Below are 18269 nucleotides of genomic sequence, written 5' to 3' on the forward strand. Positions count from 1 at the left end.
ACGCCATGGCGAACGAGCGTCTGCGCGCGGCGATTTCGGCGAATGGCGAGACGATCCAGTCCGTTGCCGAACACGTCGGAGTCGATCCCAAGAGCGTCGAGCGCTGGATCACCACGAACCGCACTCCGCACCGGGGGCACCGTTGGAAGGCTGCAAGCTTCCTCGGGGTCGACGAGGTCTACGTCTGGCCGTCAGTCGAGAAGCAGGCCGAGAAGGCGAGCGCGTCGGAGCTGATCACGTACTACCCGCACCGCGGTGCGGTCCCTGTCCCGCTGTGGTCCTCTCTGATCGAGAAGGCGACGGACCAGGTCGACATCCTGGTGTACGCGGGACTGTTCCTCTTCGACAGTCACCCGGACCTGCCGGACCAGTTGGCCGACAAGGCGAAGGCCGGCGCCCAGGTCCGCATCCTGCTGGGCGACCCGGAGTCCGCGGCTGTGCGCCAGCGTGGCGAAGAGGAGGGAATCGGCGACGACCTGGCGGCGCGAGCGCGGATCACTCGCCGATACTTGCAGCCCGCCATGTCGACGCCCGGCGTCGAGATCCGGCTGCACGACACGATCCTCTACAACTCGATCTACCGGTTCGACGACGACGTGTTGGTGAACCCTCACGTGCTGGGAGCTCCCGCCGGACAGAACCCGGTGATGCACTTCAAGTACCTGCCGGGAGCGCGGACGTTCCGGCACTACATGCGGAGCTTCGACTACGCGTGGGAGCAGGGCCGGAAGGCATAACCGGCTCCCGGCGTGCGACGCTGAACACATGGCACGCGTCGACTACTTCAACGATCCGAACGCTCCGAAGGCGAACAGCCTTGTTCCCTCCGTGACCGCTGTGGCCCGCAACGAGGCCGGGGAGGTCCTGCTGATCCACAAGACCGACAACGACCTGTGGGCCCTGCCCGGAGGCGGCATCGACCTGGGCGAGTCAGCCCCCGACGCGGCTGTACGCGAGACCAAGGAAGAGACCGGGTTCGACGTCGAGGTCACCGGTCTGATCGGGATCTACACGAACCCCGGACACGTCATGGCGTACGACGACGGCGAGGTCCGCCAGCAGTTCTCCATTTGCTTCCACGCGCGCATTGTCGGCGGCGAGCTGCGGACGAGCAGTGAGAGCAAGGAAGTCGCGTTCGTCGATCCGAGCAGGCTGGACGAGCTGACCATCCACCCGTCGATGCGCATGCGGATCGAGCACGGATTGGCCAGCCGGGCGGAGCCTTACATCGGCTGAGCGGCCATGCGGTCGAGGGTTCGCTCGACGGCGGCCTGGAGGTACGGGCGCGCCTTGCTGATCGCGTTGTGCACCTCGTTGCCCGGCTCGTAACGGACGAGGATCTCGTCAATCCGCGTGTCGAAGTCGAAGGACTGCCCGGCGGGGCCGGTCGTCATGTCGGCGAAGATCAGCGCGTCGAGGACGGGGGAGTCCTCCCGCTCGTAGACGGCCAGCTCTGCCGAGAGACCGCGCTGCTCCGCTTCGTACACGGCCCCGGAGTGGTGGGCGACCAGCCGCACGAGACGTGCCGGCGCACCAAGCGTTTCGAGGTGGTGGGCACCGTCGAGGGGATGGAACCCGGTGTCACGCAGCTCGGGGGCGTAACCGATGTCGTGCAGCCAGGCTGCGGCGACGAGGAGATCCCAGTCAGCCTCCGACACAGCCGCGGCAGCCTCGCGAGCCCGAGCGGCCACAGCCTGAGTGTGCAGCCAGCGGTTCCCGAGCTGGGGAAGCAGAGACTCGGCGAGTTCGGCCGCTCCCTGAGGCGTGTCCAGTGCAGAAGGCATGGATGGAACGGTAGCCGAGACGAGCGGTGAGCCGACAGGCCACGATCGAGCGGTTTCGATCATGGGTGCGGTACAACTTTCCCTACTTCATCAAGGCCCGCGCACGGCGCGGGCGCGCGCCGCCTCTGCGGCGCGGCCTGCCTCCTGTCTTCGCCCCGGCTGGCCGCGCCCGGCGGCGCGCTCGGCGGCTGCGGGCATGAAGTGGGGAGAACCCCTCTGTGGCTGGGGCGGTCGGCTCCGCGGCTTTAGGCAGCCACTTTGGGGCGAGCCTCTAAGATCATGGCCCCAACGTCGTGCTTTACCGGGCAGGTCCACAGACTGCCCGACGCGCCGGAAGCTTACGGGGCCATGATCACTCGCCCCAAAGCAGCTCCAGCCCAAAGCCGCTCCGCCGACCTATCACTAAGGCGCACCTTAACTCAGAATCTCGGCGGCAAATTCCTCCGGGATGTCACCTTCAGCAAGAGAGGTGAGAATAGCGAATGGCTGCATAAGGGGATTTCGGAAACGATAGGTGTACCGACGCTCGGGACCTTCACGCTTAAGCACAGACCCGCGCTCATCACCAGTGAACGCCTTGAGGTGAGGTGCAAATGCGGGAATCTCATACGGCTTGCCCATGATGCGACTCAAAGGCTCGCGCACTGCTCCTGCGGTGAATTGGCCCAGCCGATTCTTCTCAGCGAGGGCGCAAGCGGCCAACACCTTGGAGAACAACGTTCCCGGGCGCGGGCTCTGGATCGCTGATTGATATTCTCGCAGGAGAGAGTGCTTTTCGACCGCCTTGTTTACCGCTTCGGCGACGTCCTCGACGGTGACGTTGTTCCGGTCGTCGGCAACCGCCCGCTTAGCAGCGCTGAGCGACAAGAGGTGCACGTAGTGCGGGAATCCCTCAGCGAGACGGCCGATCCGCTGACGAGCCTCCGGGGAGATTGTCATCTCGACTGCGTTCAGACCGTTATCGATGATATCCATCAACTCTTGCTGCGACATTCGAGGCATCTGCACCTCCTCGACCGCCCGCTGAATTGATTCGTGCTCACCGAAAAGATGGTCAATCGAGTCGGCAACGCCAACGATCACAAGCTTCGTACGCACAAGGTGATCAGACAACGCCTTGATTAGATCAGCCATCAGGGAAAGTGAATCGTCATCCTCAATGCGGTCGTACTCATCGAGGATAACAATATTGTCCCCAGGGATCTTCCCCAGAATGCGTCGAACGTCATCCGGATCTGGCGACGCATAGGTCCAGGGCTCCGGCACTTCGATACCCGCTTCCCGCAGCACCTTAGTCCAGATGCTACGGAAGTTATCCTGTGTTGTGCAGTTAACTCGTACCGAGGTTCCCTTCGCGCCAGATAGCGGGGACAGCAAATCCCAGAGAATATTCGCGAGCGAAGTTTTTCCGACGCCTCGTTCCCCGTAAAGCATGACATGCTTTCCCGGTTGCAAGATTGCATTAGAAACGTCCATGATTTGGTCAACGCGTCCAGCGAAGAAGTCACGACTCGAAACAGGAGCGCTCGGAGTGAACACCTGCCCCAGCTTCACAGCCCGACGGATCTTGGTGGCGTCGTTCATCTAGTAACTCCTAACTCCGCTAAGTAACGGTAATTAGATCACGGATGGCTTGCGTCACATAGCACACCACATCGGCAGGCAACAAGGGGAGCGCCCTTTGCCGGCCGTCCTCGGGCCGGGTAAGGGCGCTCAGCGATGACCGACGTCGACAACTGCCGACAGCTCAGCAGCAGGTCACGGCCGCCGACGGTCAGTTGTGGCTGCTCTGAGCAACGAGCGTGTGCCGCCGCGTCCTGGCTAGATCGCCCCCTTGTGCGCCCTTCGTGTGCGTGTCACACAGTTCAGAGGCGCGGACCTGGGGGAGGGAGCACTGCATGTCGGTGTTGGGTGGCTATCCGGTAGGGCCGTCGGCCTGGGCCGTCGAGCGGTTTGGGCGGCATGCCGACGCGCTTGCTGCTGCTGTCCCGGTGCAGTTGGCCAAGGCGCACGGGAAGGCTCATGCCGCGCACGTCGCCGCGGGACTGAAGAAGCGGAGTCCGTACGGTGTCGCCCTTGCGGGGGTGGTGCGCGAGAACCTGGCGGAGACGGCGCGGGAGCTGGGGGAAGCCGTGCGGGACGTGCGCGGGTACGAGTACGCGGTGATCAACGATCACGCACTCTTCCCGTTCCGGTACGCGGGCCGGCCGAGGCCCCTGGACCGAGCCAGGCTGCCGGCCAACGCGTCGCCCACTCGGCACCGGCTGTTCCGGGCGCACGGGCCGCAGCCTCCGGAAGGCCTGTTCGACGTCGATGAGGACCTGGCGACCGAGGAGTACCTGGGGCTGCACGAAGTTTTCGAGGAGCTGGGAGCTTCCACCAGGTTGGTCTGTGTGTTCTTCACGGCCGACGCCGAGAACGGCATCCATGCCATCCACTGGGGGGACGCCCACCTCGAACCCGACCGCACCTTCACATGGCCCTACAGGGAACAGCTCCCGGTCGCTCCCGTGCAGGTGGAGTGACGGGCGGTGGCGCCGCTGCCTGGGCACGGCCGGTCGGGGGCCGGCTGAGTCCTGGGCCGTCCCTGGGCCGTCCGAAGCCGACCAACGCTGACAGGCGATACCCGCGGGTGACCACCCCCACCCCCCTCTGGCCTGGGCCCCCACGGATGATCTGCCACACTGGACGTGTTATGCCTGCACCCGGAGAACTCACTTTCGTCGCCCCCCGCGGAGCCAAGAAGCCGCCGCGGCATCTCGCTGATCTGTCGCCCGCCGAGCGTAAGGAGGCGGTGGCGGAGGTCGGGGAGAAGCCGTTTCGTGCCAAGCAGCTCTCGCAGCACTACTTCGCGCGGTACGCGTACGCGCCCGAGCAGTGGACCGACATCCCCGCCGCGTCGCGGGAGAAGCTGAAGGACGCGCTGTTCCCGGAGCTGATGACCGTCGTACGGCATCTGTCGACGGACGCGGACACCACCCGCAAGACGCTGTGGCGGCTGTTCGACGGGACGCTCGTCGAGTCGGTGCTGATGCGGTACCCGGACCGGGTGACCATGTGCATCAGCTCGCAGGCGGGGTGCGGGATGAACTGCCCGTTCTGTGCGACCGGGCAGGCGGGGCTCGACCGGAACCTGTCGACCGCGGAGATCGTGCACCAGATCGTCGACGGGATGCGGGCGCTGCGGGACGGGGAGATCCCCGGGGGTCCGGCGCGGCTGTCGAACATCGTCTTCATGGGGATGGGCGAGCCGCTCGCCAACTACAAGCGGGTCGTGGGTGCCATCCGCGCGCTCACCGATCCGGAGCCGAACGGCCTCGGGCTGTCGCAGCGTGGGATCACCGTGTCGACGGTCGGGCTGGTGCCCGCCATCCACCGGTTCGCCGACGAGGGGTTCAAGTGCCGGCTGGCCATCTCGCTGCACGCGCCGGACGACGAGCTGCGGGACACGCTCGTGCCGGTGAACACGCGGTGGAAGGTGCGGGAGGTGCTGGACGCCGGGTGGGAGTACGCCGAGAAGTCGGGGCGGCGGCTGTCCATCGAGTACGCGCTGATCCGGGACATCAACGACCAGGCGTGGCGCGGGGACCGGCTCGGGCGGCTGCTGCGGGGCAAGCCCGTGCACGTCAACCTCATCCCGCTGAACCCGACCCCGGGGTCCCAGTGGACCGCCTCGCGGCCCGAGGACGAGAAGGCGTTCGTCGAGGCGATCGCCGCGCACGGTGTGCCGGTGACCATCCGGGACACCCGGGGGCAGGAGATCGACGGGGCGTGTGGACAGCTCGCCGCCACCGAGCGGTAACCTGACCGCCGTAGGAACACATCTTCATATTCCGACAGGGGAGCGCCACAGCGCTGAGAGTGCGGCATCGCGGCCGCAGACCCTCCGAACCTGGCCCAGGTCATTCTGGGTAGGGAGATCGGTCACCACTCAAGCTGTTGCGCCCTGCCCGGGACCCTCCGAGGTCCCGGGCAGGGCCGCGTCTTCTCCTGGTCCATCCCAGGAGGAATCAGTGAACAGGAAGTACGCAGGGATCCTGGCCGTCGGGCTCGGGCTCGGGCTCGTCGTGGTCACCGGGTGCGGGTCGTCGTCGGACGACGAGTCGGCGTCCGGGAGCAGGACCGTCACGCTCGTCAGCCACAACTCGTGGGCCGTCTCCAAGGACGTCCTCGCCGCCTTCGAGGAGCAGTCCGGCTACCGGGTGAAGGTCCTCACCGACGGCGACGCCGGGCAGGCCGTCAACAAGGCGATCCTCACCAAGGACAACCCGCAGGGCGACGTCCTCTTCGGCGTCGACAACACGCTGCTGTCGCGCGCCCTCGACAACGGGCTGTTCCAGCCGTACGAGGCGAAGGACGCCGACCAGGTCGAGGCCGCGTACCGGCCCGCCGAGGGCGGGGACCGGGTCACCCCGGTCGACACCGGCGACATCTGCGTCAACTACGACAAGGCGTACTTCGAGAAGCACGACCTCGCCCCGCCGACGTCGTACGACGACCTCGTCAAGCCCGCCTACAAGGACCTCCTCGTCACCGAGAACGCCTCGTCCTCCTCGCCGGGGCTCGGCTTCCTGCTCGGCACCGCGGCCGAGTACGGGGACGACGGCTGGTCCGACTACTGGGAGAAGCTCAAGGCCAACGGTGTGAAGGTGGTCGAGGGCTGGGAGCAGGCGTACAACGAGGAGTTCTCCGGGTCCGCCGGAGGCAAGGAGGCGGGCGGGGAGCGACCGCTGGTCGTGTCCTACGCCTCCTCGCCGCCCGCCGAGGTGATCTTCGCCGACCCGCGGCCCGAGACCGCGCCCACCGGGGTGGCCGCCGACACCTGCTTCCGGCAGGTCGAGTACGCGGGCCTGCTCAGCAACGCCCGCAACAGCGAGGGCGGCAAGGCGCTCATCGACTTCCTGGTGGGGGAGAAGTTCCAGGGGGACATGCCGTTGAACATGTTCGTCTATCCCGTGCGGGAGGGCGTCCAGGTGCCCGAGGAGTTCGCTGAGTACGGGCCGCAGGCCGAGGACCCGCACACCATGGACCCGGCGAAGATCGCCGACCACCGCGACCAGTGGGTCAAGTCGTGGACCTCGCTCGTCCTGAAGTGAGCCCACGGGTTCGGAGCAACGCGGCGCGGCTGGGGCTGCTCGCCCTGCCCGTCGCGTTCTTCGGGATCTTCTTCGCCTACCCGGTCGTCGCCATCGTCTCGCGCGGGTTGCGGGCCGGGGGCGACGGCTGGGAGTTCGGGCGGCTCTGGGACGTCCTCGCGGACCCCGGCATCCGGCACGTGCTGTGGTTCACCACCTGGCAGGCGGTGGTCTCCACCGTGCTGACCCTGGTGGTCGCACTGCCCGGCGCCTATGTGTTCGCGCGCCTCGACTTCCCCGGCAAGCAGGTGCTGCGGGCCGTCGTCACCGTGCCGTTCGTGCTGCCGACCGTCGTCGTCGGTACGGCGTTCCTCGCGCTCGTCGGGCGCGGGGGGCTGCTCGACGAGTGGTGGGGCGTACGGCTGGACACCACCGTCTGGGCGATCCTGCTCGCGCACGTCTTCTTCAACTACGCCGTCGTCGTGCGGACCGTCGGCGGGCTGTGGGCGCAGCTGGACCCACGACAGGAGGAGGCGGCGCGGATGCTCGGCGCGTCGCCGCTGCGGGCGTGGCGGAAGGTGACGCTCCCCGCTCTCGGGCCCGCGGTGGCCGCCGCCGCGCTGATGGTGTTCCTGTTCACCTTCACCTCCTTCGGGGTGGTGCAGATCCTCGGCGGGCCCACCTTCTCCACCCTGGAGGTGGAGATCTACCGGCAGACCTCCGAGATCTTCGACCTGTCCACCGCCGCCGTGCTGACGCTCGTGCAGTTCGCGGCGGTCGGCGCGGTGCTCGCCGTGCACGCCTGGACCGTACGGCGGCGGGAGAGCGCGCTGCGCCTGGTGGACGCCGCCACCACCGCGCGACGGCCCCGGGGCGCCGGGCAGTGGGCGCTGCTCGGCGGGGTGCTGGTGTCGGTGGCGGTGCTGCTGGTGCTGCCGCCAGCGGTGCTGGTGCGGCGGTCGCTGCACACGTCCGGGTTCGGGTACTACCGGGCGCTGACGGACGACGACGGGGGGATCTTCCTCGTCGCGCCGATCGAGGCCGTCGGCAACTCGCTCCAGTACGCGCTCGCCGCGACCGCCATCGCCGTCCTGGTCGGCGGGCTCGCGGCGGTGGCGCTGACGCGGCGGGACGCCGGGCGCCTGGTGCGCGGGTTCGACGCGCTGCTGATGCTGCCGCTGGGGGTGTCGGCGGTGACGGTCGGGTTCGGGTTCCTGATCGCGCTCGACGAGCCGCCCCTCGACCTGCGGGCCACCTGGATCCTGGTGCCGCTGGCGCAGGCGCTGGTCGGCGTGCCCTTCGTCGTACGGACCATGCTGCCGGTGCTGCGGGCGGTGGACGTCCGGCTGCGGGAGGCGGCGGCGGTGCTCGGGGCCTCGCCGTGGCGGGCCTGGCGCGAGGTGGACCTGCCGCTGGTGCGGCGGGCGCTGCTGGTGGCCGCCGGGTTCGCGTTCGCGGTGTCGCTGGGGGAGTTCGGGGCGACGGTCTTCATCGCCCGCCCCGACAACCCGACGCTGCCGGTCGCCGTGGCACGGCTGCTCGGGCGGCCGGGTGATCTCAACTACGGGCAGGCGATGGCCCTTTCGACGATCCTGATGGTGGTGTGCGCGGTGGCCCTGCTGGTGCTTGAGCGGTTGCGGGTGCCGGACCGGACGGGGGAGTTCTGATGCTGCTGAGCGTGGAGTCCGCGACCGTCCGCTTCGGTGGGCGGGCGGTGCTGGACGGTGTCGGCCTGGAGGTCGCCGAGCAGGAGACCGTGTGTGTGCTCGGGCCCAGCGGCAGCGGCAAGTCGACGCTGCTGCGGGCGGTGGCCGGGCTCCAGCCGCTGGACGAGGGGCGGGTGCTGCTCGACGGACGGGACCAGACGGGGCTGCCCGCGCACCGGCGCGGGGTCGGGCTGATGTTCCAGGACCACCAGCTGTTTCCGCAGCGCGACGTCGGCGGGAACGTGGCCTTCGGGCTGCGGATGCACGGTGTGGGCCGGGGCGAACAGCGGGAGCGGGTGCGGGAGCTGCTCGACCTCGTGGGGCTGCCCGGGGCCGCCGGGCGGGCCGTGGCCGCCCTGTCCGGCGGGGAGCAGCAGCGCGTCGCGCTCGCCCGCGCGCTTGCTCCCCGGCCCCGGCTGCTGATGCTGGACGAGCCACTCGGGCAGCTCGACCGCTCGCTGCGGGAGCGGCTGGTGGTGGAGTTGCGGGAGCTGTTCGGCGCGCTGGGGACGACCGTGCTGGCGGTCACCCACGACCAGGGGGAGGCGTTCGCGCTCGCCGACCGGGTGGTGGTGATGCGGGACGGGCGGATCGCCCAGTCCGGCACGCCCCTGGAGGTGTGGCAGCGGCCCGCGGACGAGTTCGTGGCCCGCTTCCTCGGCTTCGCCAACGTGACCGGCGCGACGGTCACCGGGCAGGCCGCGGCCACGCCGTGGGGCAGGCTGCCCGTTCCCGAGGGCGCTCCGCAGGGTCCCCGCACGCTGCTCGTGCGGCCGGGCGGGGTCCGCCTCGCGTCCGCCGGGACGGGGCTGCGCTGCGGGGTCGTCGGCCGCACCTTCCAGGGCACCCATGTCGCCGTACACCTCCAGCCGGAGGACGGCGCGCCGCGGCTGGAGGCGGCGTGCGCGCTGCGGGGGGCGCCGGGCGTGGGGGACGTGGTGGGGGTGGGGTTCGACGTGGCGGAGGTCGTGGTGCTGGGGTGACGTGTCGGTCCCGGCACACGTGACGGCCGGGTGGCGTGTCGCCACCCGGCCGTCGTGTGTGGTGCTGGTGTGTCGTCGTCCCTAGCGGTTGCCGTTGCGGCGGCGCAGGCCGAAGAAGACCGCGCCACCACCGGCGACGACCAGCGCGCCGGCGATCCCGGCGATCATGCCGGTGTTGGAGCTGGCGCCGGTCTCGGCGAGGTTGGACTTGCCGGCCGCGGGGGACGGCGCGTTGCTGGCCGTGTCCGCGGGGGCGGTGGTCCCCTCCTCCGGGGACGACGGTGCCGACGGGCTCTCGGAGGGGGTCTCCGAAGGCGTCCCCGACGGCTCCGGGGAGGACTCCGAGGGCGACGGGCTCGGGGTGTCGTCCTTGCCGCAGCCCGTGTCCGGGGTGGTCAGGTTCGGCTTGATGTCCTCGTCGACCTGGTTCCCGGCCTTGACGTGGACGCGGTAGGTGGCGCCCGGCTTCCAGTCCTCCTCGAAGGTGATGGTGACACCTTCGCGGGAGCCCTTGACCACCTGGCTGCCGACCTCGCGCTCGCCGGAGCCCGCGTTCTGCTCGTAGACGGTGACGGTCGCCGGGACCCCGCTCGGGTCCTTGTCGGTGACCGCGATGACGCCGTTGGTGCCGTCGCACAGGGCTTCGGCGGAGAACTCGCTGATGTTGCAGGCGAGCGCGCTGTTCGTCACCCCGAGGACCAGGGCGGCGGAGGCGGCGACGACACCGAGGGCGCGCACGGAACGGCCGGTCGTGCGCCGGGTGTCGTTGCGTGCGTTGTGGCGGAGTATGGACACGTTTGTCCTTCACAAGTTGCAAATGCGGGGGGCTACGGAGGAGTTGGGGCGACACGTCGCGGCGCGTCCCACACCTCCGGGAACACTCAGGTCTATAAGCGCTCCATAAGCAGTGTCAATGCGCAGAGGTCACAGTGACGTTGGCTTTGCCCGCTTATTAACCGCCGAGACGTTTCAACGCCTCCGGAACCTCATCGATCCGGTCAACGAGGTCGATGCGCGCCTCCATCGACCGCTCCCGCGCCAGCTCCCGCAGCAGTGGCCAGGCGGGCAGCCGCTCCGTCCAGTGCGCGCGGTCGACCAGCACCATGGGCCTGGGTTCGCCGCGTGACGCGTAGTAGTTCGGGGTGGCGTTGTCGAAGATCTCCTGTACGGTCCCGGCGGCGCCCGGCAGGAAGACCACGCCCGCGGTGCAGCGGGCCAGCAGGCCGTCCTCGCGGGTGGCGTTGGCGAAGTACTTGGCGATGTGGGACGCGAACGGGTTCGGCGGCTCGTGGCCGTAGAACCAGGTCGGGATGCCGACCGAGAGGCCGCCCTGCCGCCAGCGGGCGCGCACCTCGAACGCCGCCCGCGCCCAGTCGGTGACGGACGGGGTGAAGCCCGGGGCGGCGGCGAGGAGTTCGAGGGCGGCCGGGAGTACCTCGTCGTCGTGCGGGGCGGTGTACGCGCCCAGGTTGGCCGCCTCCATCGCGCCGGGGCCGCCGCCGGTCGCCACGGTGAGTCCGGCGCGCGTGAGCTCGCGGCCGAGGCGGGCGGCACCGGCGTACGCCTCCGTGCCGCGCGCCATGGCGTGGCCGCCCATGACACCGACGACGCGGGCGCCGACGAGGAGTTCGTCGAGGGCGTCGGAGATCGCGTCGTCGTGGAGGGCGCGCAGGGTGGAGGCGTAGATGTCGCGGTCCGCCTTGGTCCGCTGGAACCAGGCGTAGGCGCGGGCGTCGGGGGTGGCCTCGTAGCCGCCGTCCGCGAGGGACGCGAACAGCTCGTCCGGGGCGTAGACCAGGCCGCGGTACGGGTCGAACGGCAGGTCCGGGACGGGCGGGAAGACCAGGGCGCCGTCGGCGCGGACCTTGGCGGCGGCGTTCTCGCGCATCGGGCAGCCGAGGAAGACGGCGCCCGTGGCGGGGGTGGTGAGGAGTTCGCGGGTACGGTCCGTCAGGTCGACGGACTGGACGCGGTATCCGTCGAGTGAGCCGCGCGCGGTGACCGTCGCGTCGAACTCCTCCAGTGTCTCTATCTCTTGGTCGTCGTGGTGGGCGGTGGGGGTCCCCCCTGGTCGAACGGAGTTGAGAGCTTGGGGGAGGGCGGGCGTCGTCTGCACGCGCCCATGCTGGCACGGGTGTGCGTCAGCCCTGCACCGCCGCCGGGTCCATCCACACGACCTCCCAGGTGTGGCCGTCGAGGTCGTCGAAGGCGCGGCCGTACATGAAGCCCAGGTCCTGGACCCGTTCCGACGCGGTGCCGCCCGCGGCGACGGCCTTCTCCACCAGCTCGTCGACCTTCTCGCGGCTCTCGGCGCTCAGGCAGACCAGGACCTCGCTGGTCTTCGTGGCGTCCGCGATCTCCTTGTCGGTGAAGGTGGCGTAGAACGGCTTGGTGAGCAGCATGGTCACGATGGTCTCGCTGATCACGACCGAGGCGGCGTTCTCGTCGCTGAACTGCGGGTTGATCGAGTAGCCCAGCTCCGTGAAGAACTTCTTCGACGCTTCGAGGTCGTTCACGGGGAGGTTGACGAAGATCATCTGCTGGTACTGGGGGGTGGTGGTCATGGGGCTCTCCCTCGGTGCGTTCCACGTGTTCCGGCCACGTGTTCCATCGTGTTCGTAGGGATAGACGCCGGGGGGTTCGCGGACTCATCGGTTCTCGGGGATCTTTTTTCGAACGCGGTCAAGCCGCTTGCAGCGGCTGGGTCGCCAGTACGGCCACCAGCAGGGTCAGCGGGGCGAAGACCGCGAGCAGGGCGGCGGTGCGCAGGGCGGCGGCGGTGCGGAGTGTCGTCGCGGGGGCGCCGAGGCGGAGCAGGGCCGCGTTGGTGTCGGCGCGGGCCTGTCTCGTCTCCACGGCGGCGGTGAGCAGGGTGGCGACCGTGCAGGCCGCCACGAGGAGGGCGCCGAGGGTGGTGAGGGGGCCGAAGGGGGTGGCGGCGGGGTCGTACAGGGCGGCGGTGGCGTAGGCGGCGGAGGCCACGGCGCAGACGACGCCGAGGGGGCGGCCGATGCGGGGGGCCTCCGTCATGAGGATGCGGCCCGCGAGGAGGCGGAGGGCGCCGGGGCGGGCGGCCTGGAGGAGGCGGCCGGTGAGGTGGGTGAGGCCGGGGCCGGTGAGGGCCAGGCCCACGGCGGTGAGGAGCCAGCCGGTGAGGAGGGTGGTGGGGCTGGCGGTGAGGCCGCCGGGGAGGTGGACGGGGGTGGCGGTGCGGCTGCTGGCGTACGTCTCCACGGCGAGGCCCGCGGCGAGGGTGGCGATGCCCCAGGGGAGGGCTGCTACGGGGTTGGGGTGGGCCGGGGTCACGGGTGCGTCCGGCGCGGGCGCGTGGGGGTGGGTCGCGCTGCCCGGCGCTGGCGGGGTGCCTCCCCCGGGCTCTTCGCTCAGGGGGTATCCCCAGCGCCCGGCCTCCCCCGGGCTCTCGGCTTCGCTTGAGCGGGGTGGGCCCCCGTCGCCCCAGGGGGCACGACGGCCCGCGGTCACGGGGAGCGGCTGGGCGGCGAGCTCCGGGTGGGGAGACGCCCCAGCGGCACGTCGGCCCGCGGGCCGACGGCGTGGGGAAGCGGCGTTGCCGCTCGCGGGGCGACGGGTGGGGGAGGTGGCCGCGCCGTCCGCGGCGAGGTGGGCGGATTCCCGGCGGGGGCGTAGGGACCAGGCCGTCGCTGTTGAGGCCGTGGTGGGGACGATGGCCAGGAGGGTCAGGGTGGCGGGGAGGGGGAGGAGGTGGTGGGGGGCCAGGAAGTCGGGGGCCGCGGGGCCGGTGCGGAGGTGGAGGTAGAGGAGGAGCGCGAGGGCCGAGCCGAGGGCGGTGGCAAGGGCCGTGGTGGTGGCGGAGACGAGCATCAGGCGGGCCGGGCCCAGGCCGATCGCCGAGAGGCCGGGGCGTGGTCTCGTGCCGGGGTCGGTGCGGGCGACGGCGAGGGAGAGGTAGACCGTGGCGGCCAGGGGCGGGGTGCACCAGGCCAGGCGGGCGACGGACGCGGTCGGGTTCTCCGGGTGGCTCAGGGCGTGGCCCAGCGCGCACAGCAGCAGGAAGCCGGTGCCCGCCGAGGCCGCCGTCACCAGCAGGCGGCGCAGGTGGACGGCGGGGTGGGCGCCGCGGGTCAGACGGAGAGCGAGCACGCGGCCCGGCCTTCCGTCTCGCTGACCGCGGGCAGGTGGACGGTGTTCACCCGGCGTCCGTCCAGCAGGGTGACCGTGCGGTCCGCGAGCGCCGCCGTCTCCGCGTCGTGGGTGGCGAGGACCACGGTGAAGCCGTGCGAGCGGGCCGCCGCGGTGAGCGTGCGCAGCACATGGGCGCGCTCGGCGCGGTGCAGCGGCGCCGTCGGCTCGTCGGCGAACAGGACCGTCGGCGCGGGCGCCAGGGCGCGGGCCAGGCAGACCCGTTGGCGGGCGGCGAGCGGCAGTTCGCGCGGGCGCCTGCGCGCGGTGTCGCCGACGTCGAGGCGCTTGAGCCACTCCAGCGCGGCGGCCTTGGCGTGCCGGCGTCCGGTGCCGCGCAGCATCAGCGGCAGGGCGGCGTTCTCCCAGACGGTCAGCTCGGGTACCAGGACGGGCGCCGGGTCGATCCAGCCGAACCGGTCGCGGCGCAGCCGTTCGCGGGCGAACGCGCCCAGGGTGTGCACGGGGACGCTGTTGAACCAGACCTCGCCGCGCTGGGCCCGCAGCAGGCCGGACAGACAGCCGAGGAGCGTGCTCTTGCCGCTGCCGCGCGGTCCGCCGACGGCGAGGATCTCGCCCGCGCGGACGTGGAGCGAGACGCCGCTCAGGCCCGGTGAGCCGTCGGCGTGGGTGTGGTGCAGGGAGCGTGCCCAGAGCACGTCGTTGTCCGGCGGAGCCTCCATGGGCGTACACCTCGGTTCAGATCCGTAGTTCCCGTGCCGTTCCCCCGTCCGGGGGAACGAAGGCAGGGCCGATCGGTCACTGGCACGCTAGGCAGTGGGCGCCGGGTGGCCGGACAGCACACGGCCCCGGACCGCCGTTTCTCACTCGAACGGCGGTCCGGGGCCGGGATCTGATCGTACGGTCAGATGGTCACAGCTTCGTCCACGCCTCCGTCAGCGTGGCGCGCAGTATCTGCTCGATCTCGTCGAAGGTCTCCTGGTCGGAGATCAGCGGCGGGGCGAGCTGGACGACCGGGTCGCCGCGGTCGTCGGCGCGGCAGTACAGGCCGTTGTCGAAGAGTGCCTTGGAGAGGAAGCCGTACAGGACGCGCTCGGTCTCCTCCTCGTCGAAGGACTCCTTGGTCGTCTTGTCCTTGACCAGCTCGATGCCGTAGAAGAAGCCGTTGCCGCGGACGTCGCCGACGATCGGCAGGTCGTGCAGCTTCTCCAGGGTGGCGCGGAAGGCGCCCTCGTTGTCGAGGACGTGCTGGTTGAGGCCCTCGCGCTCGAACAGGTCGAGGTTGGCGAGGCCGACCGCGGCGGAGACCGGGTGGCCGCCGAAGGTGTAGCCGTGCAGGAAGGTGTTGTCGCCCCGGTAGAACGGCTCGGCGAGGCGGTCGGAAATGACGCAGGCGCCGATGGGGGAGTAGCCCGAGGTCATGCCCTTGGCGCAGGTGATCATGTCCGGGACGTAGCCGAACTTGTCGCAGGCGAACGTCGTGCCGAGGCGGCCGAAGGCGCAGATGACCTCGTCGGAGACGAGCAGCACGTCGTACTGGTCGCAGATCTCGCGGACCCGCTGGAAGTAGCCGGGCGGGGGCGGGAAGCAGCCGCCCGCGTTCTGCACCGGCTCCAGGAAGACCGCGGCGACCGTGTCCGGGCCCTCGAAGAGGATCTGCTGCTCGATCTGGTCGGCGGCCCAGCGGCCGAACGCCTCGGGGTCGTCGCCGAAGAGCGGGGCGCGGTAGATGTTGGTGTTCGGGACCTTGTGGGCGCCGGGGACCAGCGGCTCGAAGGGGGCCTTCAGACCGGGCAGGCCGGTGATGGACAGCGCGCCCTGCGGGGTGCCGTGGTAGGCGACGGCGCGCGAGATCACCTTGTACTTGGTGGGCTTGCCGACCAGCTTGAAGTACTGCTTGGCCAGCTTCCACGCGGTCTCGACGGCCTCACCGCCGCCGGTGGTGAAGAAGACCTTGTTCAGGTCGCCGGGCGCCTCGTGCGCGAGGCGCTCCGCCAGCTCCACCGCCTTGGGGTGGGCGTACGACCACACCGGGAAGAACGCCAGCTCCTGGGCCTGCTTCGCGGCGGTCTCGGCCAGCTCCGTACGGCCGTGACCGGCCTGGACCACGAACAGGCCCGCGAGACCGTCGAGGTAGCGCTTGCCCTTGTCGTCGTAGATGTGCGTGCCCTCGCCGCGGACGATGGTCGGGACGGGGGAGTTCTCGTACGAGGACATGCGGGTGAAGTGCATCCACAGGTGGTCGTACGCGGTGCGACTGAGGTCCTTGCTGCTCACGGTTATCGGGTCCTCATGGTTATCGGGTTCCCCACATGTAGGTCTGCTTCTTGAGCTTGAGGTAGACGAAGCTCTCGGTGGAGCGGACGCCGGGCAGCGCCCGGATGCGCTTGTTGATGACGTCCAGCAGGTGGTCGTCGTCCTCGCAGACGATCTCCGCGAGGAGGTCGAACGAGCCCGCCGTCATCACCACGTACTCGACTTCCGGCATGGCGGTCAGCGCGTCGGCCACGGACTCGGTGTCGCCCTCGACGTTGATCCCGACCATCGCCTGCCTGCGGAAGCCCACGGTGAGCGGGTCCGTGACGGCGACGATCTGCATCACGCCCTGGTCGAGCAGCTTCTGGACGCGCTGGCGCACGGCCGCCTCCGACAGGCCGACGGCCTTGCCGATGGCCGCGTACGGCCGACGCCCGTCCTCCTGGAGCTGTTCGATGATGGCGAGGGACACGGCGTCCAGCTGGGGACCGCCGTTCCTCGGATCTGCGCTTCGACTGGCCACGCGCTCACTGTGCACGAGGACTCGTCAGTTTCGCAAGGTCGTATCGATGAAATTCGTTGTTTACGAGATTGCGGCGTGCGGATTTCGCAGATCTGGCGCGGCGGGGGGTGTTGAAACCGTCGGCGCAGCGATTAGGGTGGGCATCTCAAGGAATGGACATCCGACAGGAGGGCCGGGCAGTGACCACCGAACTGCGTCGTCTGCGCAACTACATCGACGGAGAGTTCCGGGACGCCGCCGACGGACGGACCACGGAGGTGGTGAACCCCGCCACCGGTGCGGCGTACGCGACCGCGCCGCTGTCCGGGCAGGCCGACGTCGACGCCGCCATGGCGGCCGCCGGGGCGGCGTTCCCCGCCTGGCGTGACACCACCCCCGCCGAGCGGCAGAAGGCCCTCCTGAAGATCGCGGACGCCTTCGAGGAGCGCGCCGAGGAACTGATCGCCGCCGAGGTGGAGAACACCGGCAAGCCGGTCGGGCTCACCCGCTCGGAGGAGATCCCGCCGATGGTCGACCAGATCCGCTTCTTCGCGGGCGCCGCGCGGATGCTGGAGGGCCGCTCCGCCGGTGAGTACATGGAGGGCCTGACCTCCATCGTCCGCCGTGAGCCGGTCGGCGTCTGCGCCCAGGTCGCGCCGTGGAACTACCCGATGATGATGGCCGTGTGGAAGTTCGCCCCGGCCATCGCCGCGGGCAACACGGTCGTCCTCAAGCCGTCCGACACCACCCCGGCGTCGACGGTGCTGATCGCCGAGATCCTCGGCGGGATCCTGCCCAAGGGCGTCTTCAACGTCGTCTGCGGCGACCGCGACACCGGCCGCCTGATGGTCGAGCACCCGGTCCCGGCGATGGCCTCCATCACCGGTTCGGTGCGCGCGGGCATGTCCGTCGCCGAGTCCGCCGCGAAGGACGTCAAGCGGGTCCACCTGGAGCTGGGCGGCAAGGCGCCGGTCGTCGTCTTCGATGACCTCGACAGCGCGGCCATCGCCAAGGCCGTCGAGGACATCTCCGTCGCGGGGTTCTTCAACGCCGGGCAGGACTGCACCGCCGCCACGCGCGTGCTGGTCCAGGAGTCCGTCCACGACGAGTTCGTGGCCGCCCTCGCCAAGGCCGCCGCCGAGACCAAGACCGGCCAGCCCGACGACGAGGACGTGCTGTACGGCCCGCTGAACAACCCCAACCAGCTCAAGCAGGTCGCGGGCTTCATCGAGCGCCTCCCCGCGCACGCCAAGGTCGAGGCGGGCGGCCAGCGGGTCGGTGAGCAGGGCTACTTCTACGCCCCGACCGTCGTCTCCGGCCTGCGGCAGGACGACGAGATCATCCAGAACGAGGTCTTCGGCCCCGTCATCACCGTGCAGTCCTTCACCGACGAGGACCAGGCCGTCGAATGGGCCAACGGCGTCGAGTACGCCCTCGCCTCCTCCGTCTGGACCAAGGACCACTCCCGCGCCATGCGGATGTCCAAGAAGCTCGACTTCGGCTGTGTGTGGATCAACACCCACATCCCGCTGGTCGCCGAGATGCCGCACGGGGGCTTCAAGAAGTCCGGCTACGGCAAGGACCTGTCGGCGTACGGCTTCGAGGACTACACCCGCGTCAAGCACGTGATGACGTCCCTGGACGGCTGAGCACAGGTCCGGGACGAGGGTCCGGCCCCGGCAGCGGGAGGCACGGACCGCCGAGGAGATCCGGGCCCACCTCCCGGCGGAGGCGGCGGCTTACCACTGGTCGCGGCCGAAGCCGGTCAGGTGCGGCAACGCGGCTCCCGTCGGTCGGCGGTGGCGCCGCCATCGTCGGGAACCGCGCGGGGGCGCCGCAAC

General features: G+C 70.2%; 17 protein-coding genes and 1 riboswitch. Of the genes, 8 read left to right on the plus strand and 9 right to left on the minus strand.

The window, feature by feature from the left end:
* The first annotated feature begins 5 nt into the window (after positions 1-5).
* Positions 6-737, plus strand: a complete 732-nt coding sequence (locus tag ABZ659_RS00945; protein WP_360212062.1) for an XRE family transcriptional regulator — start codon at positions 6-8, stop codon at positions 735-737.
* Between the two features lie 28 nt (positions 738-765).
* A complete protein-coding gene (locus ABZ659_RS00950) occupies positions 766-1236 on the plus strand; it encodes an NUDIX domain-containing protein (RefSeq protein WP_360212064.1) in 471 nt (156 codons plus the stop codon).
* Here ABZ659_RS00950 and ABZ659_RS00955 read toward each other — a convergent pair.
* Both ABZ659_RS00955 and ABZ659_RS00960 read right to left on the minus strand, forming a co-directional pair.
* The gene (locus ABZ659_RS00955; protein WP_360212066.1) at positions 1224-1784 is read right to left on the minus strand and encodes an HDIG domain-containing metalloprotein; all 561 of its coding nucleotides are present in this window, start codon (positions 1782-1784) and stop codon (positions 1224-1226) included. The two genes, ABZ659_RS00950 and ABZ659_RS00955, sit on opposite strands and share 13 nt — an antisense overlap.
* Before the next feature lie 414 nt (positions 1785-2198).
* Positions 2199-3368, minus strand: a complete 1170-nt coding sequence (locus ABZ659_RS00960; RefSeq protein ID WP_360212068.1) for an AAA family ATPase — start codon at positions 3366-3368, stop codon at positions 2199-2201.
* A 314-nt stretch (positions 3369-3682) separates the two neighbouring features.
* Here ABZ659_RS00960 and ABZ659_RS00965 point away from each other — a divergent pair, with 314 nt between their 5' ends.
* The 5 genes from ABZ659_RS00965 to ABZ659_RS00985 all read left to right on the plus strand — a co-directional run bounded on the left by ABZ659_RS00965 (position 3683) and on the right by ABZ659_RS00985 (position 9548).
* On the plus strand, positions 3683-4309 hold the full coding sequence (locus ABZ659_RS00965; RefSeq protein WP_360212070.1) for a hypothetical protein: 627 nt from the start codon (positions 3683-3685) through the stop codon (positions 4307-4309).
* A gap of 170 nt (positions 4310-4479) precedes the next feature.
* Entirely contained in the window at positions 4480-5586 is a 1107-nt protein-coding gene (gene rlmN / locus ABZ659_RS00970) for a 23S rRNA (adenine(2503)-C(2))-methyltransferase RlmN (RefSeq protein ID WP_360212072.1), read from the plus strand.
* Positions 5587-5612: 26 nt separating this feature from the next.
* Positions 5613-5720: riboswitch (TPP riboswitch) on the plus strand.
* 77 nt (positions 5721-5797) lie between these two features.
* The gene (locus ABZ659_RS00975) at positions 5798-6880 is read left to right on the plus strand and encodes a thiamine ABC transporter substrate-binding protein (protein WP_360212074.1); all 1083 of its coding nucleotides are present in this window, start codon (positions 5798-5800) and stop codon (positions 6878-6880) included.
* The gene (locus ABZ659_RS00980) at positions 6856-8526 is read left to right on the plus strand and encodes an iron ABC transporter permease (protein ID WP_360212076.1); all 1671 of its coding nucleotides are present in this window, start codon (positions 6856-6858) and stop codon (positions 8524-8526) included. The genes ABZ659_RS00975 and ABZ659_RS00980 overlap by 25 nt, the downstream gene beginning before the upstream one ends.
* Complete coding sequence (locus tag ABZ659_RS00985) at positions 8526-9548, plus strand: ABC transporter ATP-binding protein (RefSeq protein ID WP_360212078.1); 1023 nt, start codon at positions 8526-8528, stop codon at positions 9546-9548. The genes ABZ659_RS00980 and ABZ659_RS00985 overlap by 1 nt, the downstream gene beginning before the upstream one ends.
* An 81-nt stretch (positions 9549-9629) precedes the next feature.
* On the opposite strand, the gene ABZ659_RS00990 is transcribed toward ABZ659_RS00985, so the two are convergent.
* The 7 genes from ABZ659_RS00990 to ABZ659_RS01020 form a co-directional block, all read right to left on the minus strand.
* The gene (locus ABZ659_RS00990; protein WP_360212080.1) at positions 9630-10343 is read right to left on the minus strand and encodes an LAETG motif-containing sortase-dependent surface protein; all 714 of its coding nucleotides are present in this window, start codon (positions 10341-10343) and stop codon (positions 9630-9632) included.
* Positions 10344-10500: 157 nt separating this feature from the next.
* Positions 10501-11580, minus strand: a complete 1080-nt coding sequence (locus ABZ659_RS00995) for a Rossmann fold nucleotide-binding protein (RefSeq protein ID WP_360212287.1) — start codon at positions 11578-11580, stop codon at positions 10501-10503.
* 109 nt (positions 11581-11689) lie between these two features.
* Positions 11690-12112 (minus strand): VOC family protein, encoded by a 423-nt coding sequence (locus ABZ659_RS01000; protein WP_360212082.1) that lies wholly within the window; start codon positions 12110-12112, stop codon positions 11690-11692.
* 118 nt (positions 12113-12230) lie between these two features.
* Positions 12231-13670, minus strand: coding sequence for a hypothetical protein (locus ABZ659_RS01005; RefSeq protein ID WP_360212084.1), 1440 nt, complete (start codon positions 13668-13670; stop codon positions 12231-12233).
* A complete protein-coding gene (locus ABZ659_RS01010; protein ID WP_360212086.1) occupies positions 13652-14392 on the minus strand; it encodes an ATP-binding cassette domain-containing protein in 741 nt (246 codons plus the stop codon). Before ABZ659_RS01010 ends, ABZ659_RS01005 begins: the two co-directional genes overlap by 19 nt.
* A 190-nt stretch (positions 14393-14582) precedes the next feature.
* Positions 14583-15947 (minus strand): aspartate aminotransferase family protein, encoded by a 1365-nt coding sequence (locus ABZ659_RS01015; protein ID WP_360212088.1) that lies wholly within the window; start codon positions 15945-15947, stop codon positions 14583-14585.
* Positions 15948-15966: 19 nt separating this feature from the next.
* On the minus strand, positions 15967-16464 hold the full coding sequence (locus ABZ659_RS01020) for an Lrp/AsnC family transcriptional regulator (protein ID WP_360212090.1): 498 nt from the start codon (positions 16462-16464) through the stop codon (positions 15967-15969).
* Positions 16465-16628: 164 nt separating this feature from the next.
* Here ABZ659_RS01020 and ABZ659_RS01025 point away from each other — a divergent pair, with 164 nt between their 5' ends.
* Positions 16629-18077, plus strand: a complete 1449-nt coding sequence (locus ABZ659_RS01025; RefSeq protein WP_360212092.1) for a gamma-aminobutyraldehyde dehydrogenase — start codon at positions 16629-16631, stop codon at positions 18075-18077.
* The last annotated feature ends 192 nt before the right edge of the window (positions 18078-18269 follow it).

It is taken from the genome of Streptomyces sp. NPDC006997 (assembly GCF_040635175.1).
GTDB lineage: Bacteria > Actinomycetota > Actinomycetes > Streptomycetales > Streptomycetaceae > Streptomyces.

Bases quoted from the DNA above. Each gene is read 5' to 3' on its own strand.
- ABZ659_RS01000 (WP_360212082.1), bottom strand. From the start codon at position 12,112: ATGACCACCACCCCCCAGTACCAGCAGATGATCTTCGTCAACCTCCCC.
- ABZ659_RS00945 (WP_360212062.1), top strand. From the start codon at position 6: ATGGCGAACGAGCGTCTGCGCGCGGCGATTTCGGCGAATGGCGAGACG.
- ABZ659_RS00965 (WP_360212070.1), top strand. From the start codon at position 3,683: ATGTCGGTGTTGGGTGGCTATCCGGTAGGGCCGTCGGCCTGGGCCGTC.
- ABZ659_RS00950 (WP_360212064.1), top strand. From the start codon at position 766: ATGGCACGCGTCGACTACTTCAACGATCCGAACGCTCCGAAGGCGAAC.
- ABZ659_RS01010 (WP_360212086.1), bottom strand. From the start codon at position 14,392: ATGGAGGCTCCGCCGGACAACGACGTGCTCTGGGCACGCTCCCTGCAC.
- rlmN (WP_360212072.1), top strand. From the start codon at position 4,480: ATGCCTGCACCCGGAGAACTCACTTTCGTCGCCCCCCGCGGAGCCAAG.
- ABZ659_RS00955 (WP_360212066.1), bottom strand. From the start codon at position 1,784: ATGCCTTCTGCACTGGACACGCCTCAGGGAGCGGCCGAACTCGCCGAG.
- ABZ659_RS00960 (WP_360212068.1), bottom strand. From the start codon at position 3,368: ATGAACGACGCCACCAAGATCCGTCGGGCTGTGAAGCTGGGGCAGGTG.
- ABZ659_RS00985 (WP_360212078.1), top strand. From the start codon at position 8,526: ATGCTGCTGAGCGTGGAGTCCGCGACCGTCCGCTTCGGTGGGCGGGCG.